This is a genomic window from Streptomyces sp. YS-3, from assembly GCF_045257485.1.
GTDB lineage: Bacteria > Actinomycetota > Actinomycetes > Streptomycetales > Streptomycetaceae > Streptomyces.
In genome coordinates this window covers 1-10,223 of sequence record NZ_JBJHPC010000246.1, presented here as the reverse complement: position 1 = coordinate 10,223, position 10,223 = coordinate 1, and the positions used below count along the sequence as shown (strand labels likewise).

Annotated in this window: 9 protein-coding genes; 4 read left to right on the top strand and 5 right to left on the bottom strand. The window is 73.7% G+C overall.

Annotated elements, in window-relative coordinates; genetic code table 11:
* Positions 1 to 532: 532 nt before the first annotated feature.
* The gene (locus ACJA3G_RS20275; RefSeq protein WP_406554436.1) at positions 533 to 931 is read right to left on the bottom strand and encodes a RidA family protein; all 399 of its coding nucleotides are present in this window, start codon (positions 929 to 931) and stop codon (positions 533 to 535) included.
* Complete coding sequence (locus ACJA3G_RS20270) at positions 928 to 2,037, bottom strand: acyl-CoA dehydrogenase family protein (RefSeq protein ID WP_406554435.1); 1,110 nt, start codon at positions 2,035 to 2,037, stop codon at positions 928 to 930. Before ACJA3G_RS20270 ends, ACJA3G_RS20275 begins: the two co-directional genes overlap by 4 nt.
* Before the next feature lie 197 nt (positions 2,038 to 2,234).
* Here ACJA3G_RS20270 and ACJA3G_RS20265 point away from each other — a divergent pair, with 197 nt between their 5' ends.
* From ACJA3G_RS20265 to ACJA3G_RS20250, 4 genes are read left to right on the top strand one after another with little or no spacing between them, the layout of a single operon-like run.
* A complete protein-coding gene (locus tag ACJA3G_RS20265) occupies positions 2,235 to 3,854 on the top strand; it encodes an AMP-binding protein (RefSeq protein WP_406554434.1) in 1,620 nt (539 codons plus the stop codon).
* A gap of 4 nt (positions 3,855 to 3,858) precedes the next feature.
* The gene (locus ACJA3G_RS20260) at positions 3,859 to 4,704 is read left to right on the top strand and encodes a PaaX family transcriptional regulator C-terminal domain-containing protein (RefSeq protein WP_406554433.1); all 846 of its coding nucleotides are present in this window, start codon (positions 3,859 to 3,861) and stop codon (positions 4,702 to 4,704) included.
* 33 nt (positions 4,705 to 4,737) lie between these two features.
* Positions 4,738 to 5,127 carry a BlaI/MecI/CopY family transcriptional regulator gene (locus ACJA3G_RS20255; protein ID WP_406554432.1) on the top strand — a complete coding sequence of 130 codons (390 nt, stop codon included), beginning with the start codon at positions 4,738 to 4,740 and terminating at the stop codon, positions 5,125 to 5,127.
* Between the two features lie 4 nt (positions 5,128 to 5,131).
* Positions 5,132 to 6,103, top strand: a complete 972-nt coding sequence (locus ACJA3G_RS20250) for a M56 family metallopeptidase (RefSeq protein WP_406554431.1) — start codon at positions 5,132 to 5,134, stop codon at positions 6,101 to 6,103.
* Positions 6,104 to 6,185: 82 nt separating this feature from the next.
* On the opposite strand, the gene ACJA3G_RS20245 is transcribed toward ACJA3G_RS20250, so the two are convergent.
* From ACJA3G_RS20245 to ACJA3G_RS20235, 3 genes are all read right to left on the bottom strand, one after another.
* Positions 6,186 to 6,641 carry a tellurite resistance TerB family protein gene (locus ACJA3G_RS20245; protein WP_406554430.1) on the bottom strand — a complete coding sequence of 152 codons (456 nt, stop codon included), beginning with the start codon at positions 6,639 to 6,641 and terminating at the stop codon, positions 6,186 to 6,188.
* A 113-nt stretch (positions 6,642 to 6,754) separates the two neighbouring features.
* Positions 6,755 to 9,067, bottom strand: coding sequence for a bifunctional salicylyl-CoA 5-hydroxylase/oxidoreductase (locus ACJA3G_RS20240; RefSeq protein WP_406554429.1), 2,313 nt, complete (start codon positions 9,065 to 9,067; stop codon positions 6,755 to 6,757).
* A 3-nt stretch (positions 9,068 to 9,070) separates the two neighbouring features.
* Positions 9,071 to 9,898, bottom strand: a complete 828-nt coding sequence (locus ACJA3G_RS20235) for an enoyl-CoA hydratase family protein (protein ID WP_406554428.1) — start codon at positions 9,896 to 9,898, stop codon at positions 9,071 to 9,073.
* Positions 9,899 to 10,223: the final 325 nt, after the last annotated feature.

The window sequence follows — 10,223 nt, the reverse complement described above, 5'->3', positions numbered from 1 at the left end:
GCGAGGGAGGCGGGGAGCGCCTGCGCGGCACCGGCCTGCGCGGGGTGCGACGACTGCGCGGCCTGGGCGGCCTGCCCGGCGGTGACGAGCAGGGTTGCCGCGACGGCGGCGGCGAGGAGCGGCTTGCGCGCGGATCTGAGCTGTGACACCGAAAGGCTCCTGTGTGGGAGGCGACTTGGGGGGTGGCGCTGCGGTGCTTGAACGCGTGCGGGTACTGCGGTCACGGCTCCCGGGGCCGGGCACACCGAGCCGACCCCCCTGGGCGGGAGATGGACCGGGGTGATTCGCCCTGTTCCGTACGGCACTTGCGGAACGGAGGAGCCGTAACTGTGAGCTGTAACATAGTAATGTGAAATTGCACTGACAAGACTTGTGCGGCCCCTATTTCCCCGCAGGTCACCTCAGGGCTCCGCCGCGGGTCACCTCAGGACTCTCCGCCGCGGGTCACCTCGGGGGCGTCCACGGCAGGCCACCTCACCTCGGGGCCCTCCGCCGCAGTGCGGGACGCGCCCGCCACGGCACCCGCCCCCGGTCAGTCCAGAACCGCGAACCCGTCCAGCTCCACCAGCGCCTGCTCGTCCCACAGCCGCACCACGCCGATCACCGCCATCGCCGGGTAGTCGCACCCGGCCAGCTCGCGCCAGATCAGGCCGAGTTCGCGGACCCGGGCGCGGTAGCCGGTGACGTCGGTGGTGTAGACGGTGACCCGGGCCAGGTCCGCCGGGGTGCCGCCGGTGGCGGCGAGCGCGGTCAGCAGATTGGTGAGCGCGGTCCGGAACTGCTCGGCCACCGTCTCCCCCACCACCTTGCCGTCGGCGTCGAGCGCGGTCTGACCCGCGAGGAAGACCAGCCGGCCACCGGTGGCGGTGACGGCGTGGCTGAAGCCGGTGGGCGGGGAGAGCTCGGCGGGGTTCACCCGGTTCAGACTCATCGGTACAGCTCCTTCGCGATGATCGTGCGCTGCACCTCGGTCGCGCCCTCGTAGATCCTCGGGGCGCGCACCTCGCGGTAGAGGTGTTCGAGCAGATGGCCGCGGCGCAGCGCCCGCGCGCCGTGCAGCTGGACGGCCGCGTCGACGACGTACTGCGCGGTCTCCGTGGCGAACAGCTTCGCCATCGCCGAGTACCGGGGGACCTCCGGCGCCCCCCTGTCGTACGCGGCTGCCGCCCCGTAGACCAGCAGGCGCGCCGCCTCCGTGCGGGTCGCCATCTCCGCGACCCGGTGGGCGACCGCCTGGAGGTCCTTGAGCGGGCCGCCGAACGCGCTGCGGTGCGCGGTGTGCGCGACGGTCGCGTCCAGGGCCGCCTGCGCCATCCCGACCGCGAAGGCGCCGACGCTCGGGCGGAACAGGTTCAGCGTGCCCATGGCGACGCGGAAGCCCCGGTCCGGCTCGCCCACCACGTCGTCCGGGCCGACGCGCACCCCGTCGAGGACGAGCGTGCCGACCGGGTGCGGGGAGAGCATGTCGAGGGCGGCGCCGCTCACTCCGGGCCGGTCGGCGGGGACCAGGAAGGCGGTGACGCCGCGCGCCCCGGCGCCCTCGGTGGTCCGGGCGAACACGGTGCAGAAGTCGGCCTCGGGGGCGTTGGAGATCCAGCACTTCTCGCCGCTGAGGCGCCAACCGCCGTCCGCCGGTTCGGCCTTGAGGGCGAGGGCGGCGGCGTCGGAGCCCGCGTCCGGCTCGCTGAGCGCGAACGCGGCCACGGCCCGCCCCGCGGTGACCTCGGGCAGCCAGCGAGCGCGCTGCGCCTCGGTGCCGAACGCGGCGACGGGGTGGGCGCCGAGCCCCTGGAGGGCGAGCGCGGTCTCCGCCTCGGTGCAGGCGTACGCCAGTGACTCGCGCATCAGGCACAGGTCGAGCGCGCCGGAGGTGAACAGCCGCTCCAGGAGCCCGAGCTCACCGAGGGCGGCGACGAGTGGCCGGTTCACGCGTCCCGGGTCACCCTTGTCGGCAAGAGGACGCAGGCGTTCCGTGGCGGTGGCGCGCAGCCGCGCGCACCAGTCCACCTGCTCCGGCTCCAGCGCGAATGCGGGCATGGCGGCCCCTCTCGTGTCGCGTCCAGTCTCGCTGTGCACCCGCCGCCCCGCGTCCACCGACCCGGGGTCGGGGAGCCGAGTCCGGGATCGGGTCCGGAATCCGGGCCGAGCGGCTCACGGGGCTCCCTCTTATCGCGAACCGTTGACTGCCGTCATCCAAACGATACGCTCCAGAGGCGACAAGGGGGCGATCCCGTATGGAGCTGAAGACCTCAGCGCATGCCGACACGTTTTCCCGCGACCATCTGCCGCCCGCCCACCAGTGGCCGGAACTGGTCTTCGACCTCCCGGAGCTGCGCTATCCCGAGCGGCTCAACTGCGGCGCCGAGCTTCTGGACCGCACGATCGAACGGTTCGGCGCACACCGGCCCGTCTTCCGTACGGGAGAGGGGGCCGTGTGGACGTACGGGGAGCTGCGCGCCCGGGTCGACCGGATCGCCCACACCCTCACCACCGACCTCGGCGTGGTCCCCGGCAACCGGGTCCTGCTCCGCGGGCCCACCACACCGTGGCTGGCCGCCTGCTGGCTGGCGGTGATGAAGGCGGGCGCGGTGGCCGTCACCGTACTGGCCCAGCAGCGCGCGCACGAGCTGGCCACCATCTGCGAACTCGGCCGGATCGGGCACGCCCTGTGCGACGCGCGCTCCCTGGCGGACCTGGAGAAGGCGGCGGTGCCCGGTCTGCGCGTCACCCCCTACGGGGGCGGGACGGCCGACGACCTGCTGCGCCTGGCGCAGGCGCCGGCCGCCCGGGAGCCGTTCACGGCCGTGGCGACGGCGGCCGACGACGTCGCCCTGATCGCGTTCACCTCGGGCACCACCGGCCGCCCCAAGGGCTGTATGCACTTCCACCGGGACGTGCTGGCCATCGCGGACACCTTCGCCCGGCACGTCCTGCGCCCCCGGCCCGACGACGTCTTCGCGGGCAGCCCGCCGCTCGGCTTCACCTTCGGTCTGGGCGGGCTGGTGATCTTCCCGATGCGGGCGGGCGCCTCCTCGCTGCTCCTCGAACAGGCGGGCCCCAAGCAGTTGCTGCCCGCGCTGGCCCGGCACCGGGTCTCCGTCCTGTTCACCGCGCCGACCGCCTACCGGGCGATGCTGGACGAACTCGACGGGTACGACGTGGCGGCGCTGCGGCGCTGTGTGTCGGCCGGGGAGAACCTGCCCGCCGCCACCTGGCGCGCCTGGCACGAGCGCACCGGTCTGCGCATCATCAACGGCATCGGCGCCACCGAGCTGCTGCACATCTTCATCTCGGCGGCCGACGACGAGATCAGACCGGGCGCCACCGGCAGGCCCGTGCCCGGCTGGCACGCACGCGTGGTGGACGCCTCGGGCCGGCCGGTGGCGGACGGCGAGCCCGGTCTGCTCGCGGTACGCGGACCCGTCGGCTGCCGCTATCTGGCCGACCCCCGCCAGACGGAGTACGTCCAAGGAGGGTGGAACCTCACCGGCGACACCTATGTGCGCGAGAGCGACGGCTACTTCCGCTATGTCGCCCGCGCCGACGACATGATCATCTCGGCCGGGTACAACATCGCGGGACCGGAGGTGGAGGACGCGCTGCTGCGCCACCCCGACGTCGTGGAGACGGCCGTGATCGGCCGCCCCGACGAGGCACGCGGACAGGTCGTCGTCGCCTACTGCGTGCTGCGCGAGGGGGTGGCGGGCGGCGACGCCACGGCCGCGCTGCTCCGCGACCATGTGAAGGCCGAACTCGCCCCCTACAAGTGCCCGCGCGAGATCGTCTTCCTGGACGCCCTCCCCCGGACGCCGACCGGCAAGCTGCAACGCTTCCGGCTACGGGCCCTAGAGTGATCACGTGGCCGAGCAGCACACACCCCGATCCCTGATCGTCACCCTCTACGGCGCGTACGCGCGCGAGACGGCCGGCTCCCTCGCGGTCGCCGAGCTGATCCGCCTGCTCGCCGCCGTGGGCGTGGACGCGCCGTCCGTACGGTCGTCGGTCTCCCGCCTCAAACGGCGCGGGCTCCTGGTACCGGAGCGCACCGCGGGCGGCGCCGCCGGGTACGCCCTGTCCCCCGACGCGCGCCAGCTGCTCGACGACGGTGACCGCCGCATCTACCCGCACGCCCGGCCACGCGCGCGTGAGGGCTGGGTCCTGGCCGTCTTCTCGGTCCCCGAGTCCGAGCGCAACAAGCGCCATGTACTGCGCTCCCGCCTCGCGGGGCTCGGCTTCGGCACGGCTGCGCCCGGGGTGTGGATCGCCCCGGCGCGGCTGTACGACGAGACCCGGCACACCCTGGAACGGCTCCAACTCGCCCCGTACGTGGACCTGTTCCAGGGCGAGCACCTGGGCTTCGCGCCGACGGCCGAGGCGGTCGGCCGGTGGTGGGACCTGACGGCGATCGCCAAGCAGCACGAGGAGTTCCTGGGGCTGCACGAGCCCGCCCTGCGGACCTGGGAGGCACGCGCGCGGACGTCGTCCGAGGTGTCGCCCGAGGAGGCCTACCGGGACTATCTGCTCGCCCTGGACTCCTGGCGCCGTCTGCCGTACGCGGACCCCGGCCTGCCCGCCGCCCTGCTGCCGCCCGACTGGCCGGGCGAGCGGTCCGCGGAGGTCTTCCGCCGTCTGCACGCCCGGCTGCGGGACGCGGGAGCGGCGTTCGTACGGGGGCCGGACGAGCGGGGGCCTGGCGAGGCCTGAGAGGGGCGTGGCCCACCTCAGTAGGATGACGAGGTGACGGATGAGGACGGGCGCGCCCGCAGGCGGGGGCAGGGTGAGCTGGAGGCCCAGGTCCTGGCGGCGCTGCGGAACGCGGCGGGGCCGGTGACCGCCGGCTGGGTGCGGGAGCGGATCGGCGGAGCGCTCGCGTACACCACCGTCGTGACCATCCTGTCGCGGCTGTACGCCAAGCAGTCGGTGACCCGGGAGCGCGCGGGGCGTTCGTTCGTGTGGACCCCGGCGGCCGACGAGGCCGGGCTCGCGGCGCTGCGGATGCGCAAGGTCCTGGACGGCGAGTCCGACCGGGGCGCGGTGCTGGCCAGCTTCGTCACCGCGCTCTCGCCCGACGACGAGCGGCTGCTGCGCGCACTCCTCGACGGCGCGGAAGCGGAGAGCGGGGACTGACCCGGTGGGCATGTTCGTCTTCCTTCCGCTGGTCCTGCCCCTGACCGCCTGGCCGATCGCCCGACTGGCCGAGCAACAGCTGCATCCCCGGGCGGCGACCTGGCTGCTCGCGGCGGTCGGCGGCGTCCTCGCCCTGTGCAGCACCCTGTGCCTGGTGCTGCTGATGGTGGTGGGCACCGCCCAGTTGCCGGGCAATCCGCTGCCCGACGCGTGGGCCGACCCAGAGGTGCGGGCGGTGCTGCCCTACGACGAGGTGGTGGGCCGGGTGGCCATCCCTCTCCTGGGAGCGGTCGCGGGGGCGTGCGCGCACCTGGTGTGGCTGCACCGGCGGGTACGCACGCGCGCCTCCCGGGCGCTGGCCGGGCTGCCCGGGCCCCGGCGCAGGCTGGCCGTGCTGCCGGACGACACACGCGCCTACGCGTACGCGCTGCCGGGCGGGCGCGACGCGGCCGGGTCACGCGGGCGGATCGTCGTGTCGCGCGCGATGCTGGCGAGCCTCGACGCGCGCGAACGGCAGGCGCTGATCGCGCACGAGGAGGCCCACCTGACGGCGGGGCACCACCGCTTCCTGCTGGCGGCGGGGCTGGCGGCGCGCGCCAACCCGTTTCTGCGCCCGCTGCGCACCGCCGTGGCCTACACCGCCGAGCGCTGGGCGGACGAGGAGGCGGCGCGGGCGGTGGGCGACCGCCGGACGGTGGCGCGGGCCATCGGCAAGGCCGCCCTGGTGTCCGGCCCCGCGACGGCGGGCCGGGGCGCCGCGACCGCCCTGGTGGGGTTCGCTGCGGCCGGACCGGTGCCGCGCCGGGTGGCGGCGCTGCTAGGCCCGGTGCCGCCCGCTCCCGCGTTGCCGCCCGCGTGGACGGCGGCCGGGCTCGCGCTGTGGACCGCCGCGGGCGGCGCGGCGGCCTCGGCGCTGGCGTCGGCGAACGCGACCGTGACCCTCTTCACGGTGCTGAGGGCCGCGACCGCGCTGTGACGGGTCGTTGGGAGGAGTCCCTGTGACGGGTCGCTGCGGAGGGTCGCTGCGGAAGGCAGCCCCGCGCACCCGTCGACCGCCTCTACAGGTCGAACTCGGCCGGTGCCAGCCCGAGCGCGAAGCATGCCTCGCGCACGACGGCCTGCTCCGTCTTGTCGAAGTCGCCGTCGGCGCCGCCGATGACGATGCCTATCTGGACCACCGCACGCGCCTCGGCGGGCTTCTTCCTGGCCTTGGCGACCTCCTGCAACACGCTGACCTTGCCGAAGTCGAAGTCGGCCGCGAGCTTGTCCAGATAGTCGTCGAAGCGGCGCTGGAGGTCGTCGGCGGGGAAGTTCTTCAGCACCTCGTTGGTGGAGATGAGCTGGGCGACGCGGCGCCGCTCGGACGGGTCCACGGTGCCGTCGGCCGCGGCGACCAGGGCGCACATCGCCATGGCGGCGTCACGGAACGCGCCGCTCTTCAGATCGTTCTTCTTGGCGAGCAACTGCGTCTGCATGGTCGACGCGGACTCCTTGAAGCGGTCCCACAGGGCCATGAGGTCTCCATCGGTTCTCGGTAGCAACTTCTACAACACTGTAGAAACTGACCGGCGGTCCCGATGGTTCCCGTGGGGGGAGTCATTTTCCGCGAGCCGTGGCTCACGCCGGCTCAGTTCAGCGTGAGCCGTGGCCGGGGCGCGTCCGTGCGGCCGGTGGGAGGTCTGCGGCTGCCCGCCCGGTACGGCGCCGGCCAGGGCGCCCCGGGTCCCGTGTAGTCCTGCTCGGCGGCGGCGTGCAGGGTCCAGTGCGGATCGTAGAGATGGGGCCGGGCGAGGGCGCAGAGGTCGGCGCGCCCCGCGAGCAGCAGCGAGTTCACGTCGTCCCAGGAGGAGATCGCCCCGACCGCGATGACGGGCACGCCGAGTGTGTTGCGGATGCGGTCGGCGTAGGGGGTCTGGTAGGAGCGGCCGAACTCGGGCCGTTCGTCCGGGACGACCTGGCCGGTGGACACGTCGATGGCGTCGGCGCCGTGGGCGGCGAAGGCCCGCGCGATCTCGACGGACTCCTCGGCGGTGGTGCCGCCGGGCGCCCAGTCGGTCGCGGAGATGCGCACGGTCATCGGCCGGTCGGACGGCCAGGTGCCCCGCAGCGTGTCGAACACCTCCAGCGGAAAACGCAGCCGGTTGGCGAGGGAACCCCCGTAGGCGTCCGTGCGTTGGTTGGTGAGAGGGGACAGGAACCCCGACAGCAAGTAGCCGTGGGCGCAGTGGAGTTCGAGCAGGTCGAAGTCGCAGCGGGCGGCCCGCCGGGCCGCCGCGGCGAACTGCTCGCGGATGTCGGCGAGACCCGCGCGGTCGAGCACGTGCGGGACCTGGTTGACGCCGGGGCGGTAGGGCAGGGGCGAGGCGGCGGCGAGGGGCCAGTTGCCGTCGTCGAGCGGCTCGTCGATGCCCTCCCACATGAGCTTGGTCGAGCCCTTGCGCCCGGAGTGGCCGAGCTGGACACCGATGGCGGTGCCGGGCGCCCGCCGGTGCACGAAGTCGGTGACCCGGCGCCAGGCCGTCGCCTGCTCGGGGGTGTAGAGACCGGTGCACCCCGGAGTGATGCGGCCCTCGGCGCTCACGCACACCATCTCGGTCATGACCAGGCCCGCGCCGCCGAGGGCCCGGGCACCGAGGTGGACGAGATGGAAGTCGCCGGGGAGTCCGTCCTCGGCGGAGTACATGTCCATGGCGGAGACGACGACACGGTTGCGCAGCTGAAGTCCGCGCAGCCGGAAGGGGGTGAACATCGGAGGCGTGCCGGGAGGGCAGGGGAAGTCGCGCTCGACGGCGCCGGTGAAGCCGGGGTCGCGCAGCCGGAGGTTGTCGTGGGTGACCCGGCGGCTGCGGGTGAGCAGGTTGAAGGCGAACTGCCGGGGCGGCTGGTCGAGGTAGAGCGCCAGCTCCTCGAACCAGCGCAGGCTGGCGGCTGCCGCGCGCTGGGTGGACTCGACGACGGGCCGGCGCTCCCGCTCGTACGCGGCGAGGGCGTCCGCCAGAGCGGGCTGCTCCTCCACGCAGGCGGCGAGCGCGAGGGCGTCCTCGACGGCGAGTTTGGTGCCGGAGCCGATGGAGAAGTGCGCGGTGTGGGCGGCGTCCCCGAGGAGCACGGTGCGGCCGTGGGACCAGTGGGCGTTGACGACCGTACGGAAGACGGTCCAGGAGGAGTTGTTGCTCCGCAGCGGCCGGTTGCCCAGGGCGTCCGCGAAGATCTTGGCGCAGCGGTCGACCGAGCCCTGTTCGTCGAGCTCGTCGAATCCGGCCGCCCGCCAGACCTCCTCGCGCATCTCGACGATGACCGTGGAGGAGCCGGCGGAGAACGGATAGCCGTGCAGTTGCATCACGCCGTGCTCCGTCTCGGCGATCTCGAAGCGGAAGGAGTCGAAGGCGAAGTCGGCGGCCAGCCAGATGTAGCGGCAGCGGTGGCCGGTGACCCGGGGCGCGAAGTGCTCGGCGTGCGCCTGCCGGGTGGCGCTGTGCACGCCGTCGGCCGCGATGACCAGGTCGTACTCGGTGGCGAGTCCGGCGGCGGGCGGCGCCTCGGTACGGAAGCGCAGGTCCACGCCGAGCGCGCGGCAGCGCTGGTGCAGGATCTCCAGGAGCCTGCGCCGGCCGAGCGCGGCGAAGCCGTGCCCGCCGGAGGTGAGGGTGCGGCCCCGGTGGACGATGTCGATGTCGTCCCACCGGACGAACTCGGCCTTCAGCGCCTCGTACACCACCGGGTCGGCGTGTTCGATCCCGCCGAGTGTCTCGTCGGAGAGGACGACTCCGAAACCGAAGGTGTCATCGGGGGCGTTGCGCTCCCATACGGTGATCTCGCGGTCCGGGCGGAGCTGTTTGAGCAGTGCGGCGGCGTACAGCCCGCCGGGGCCGCCGCCGATGACCGCGATCCGCTCTGGCCGTCCGGCGGGGCCGGGGCCGCTGTCCCGGGACCCGGGCACGGCTCAGCGCCCCTGCCACTTGGGGGGCCGCTTCTCGGTGAAGGCGGCGTGGAACTCGGCGTAGTCCTGCCCGTTCATCAGCAGGGCCTGGGTGGCGGCGTCGAGTTCGACGGCGGCGGCGAGCGGCATGTCGAGTTCGGCGGTGAGCAGCGCCTTGGTCTGGGCGTGGGCGAGGGCGGGCCCAGCCGCGAGGTGGCGGGCGAGCTCGGCGGCGCGCGCGTCGGCCTGCCCCTCGCCGGTGAGCTCACTGAGCAGACCGATGCGTTCGGCCTCGGGGGCGCGGACCGGCTCGCCGAGCATCAGCAGCCGGGTGGCGTGGCCGAGCCCGACGACACGCGGCAGCAGATAGGCCGCGCCCATGTCACCGCCGGAGAGGCCGACCTTGGTGAAGAGGAAGGCGAACCGCGCGGTGGGGTCGGCGATCCGGAAGTCGGCGGCCAGCGCCAGGACCGCGCCCGCACCGGCGGCGACACCGTGGATGGCCGCGATCACCGGGAAGGGGCATTCGCGCACGGCCCGTACGACCTGCCCGGTCATCCGGTTGAAGTCGAGGAGCTGGGCGGTGTCCATGGAGAGCGTCGCGCCGATGATCTCGTCGACATCGCCACCGGAGCAGAATCCGCGTCCCTCGCCGGCGAGCACCAGGGCGCGCACGGCCCGCTCCCGGGAGAGTTCGGCGAGCAGATCGCGGAGGTCGGCGTAGGCGCCGAAGGTGAGCGCGTTGAGCTTCTCGGGACGGGCCAGGGTGACGGTGGCCACCCCGTCCTCCACGGAAAGGCGCAGGTGGCGCCAGTTTTCGGTGCGGAGTGCGGAGCTGGGGAACGGGCTCATGGAGTGCGGCCTCCTCGGCGGGCTGCCAGATGCCTGCCCTTCGAAGGTATCACTCCTGTGTGACTGCCGTCATGAGAGCGCGATACGGAGGGGCTGGCGAGAGGGCTGGGAGGAGGGCGGCCGGAGGGGCGCATGAGCCTGCGGCCCACCCCGCCGCCAGGACAAGGAGGGGCGGTGCGCGGCGCGGGCGCAGGACACGGATCCATTGCGGCTTACATGTCCCTGTCACGACGGCCGTGGTCCCTATCCGCCGCTTGCCCGGGTTCGTAAGGTTGAAGGGAGTAGTAGCGTCCCGCGTCCCCCCGCGCCCCGGACGACTCCACGC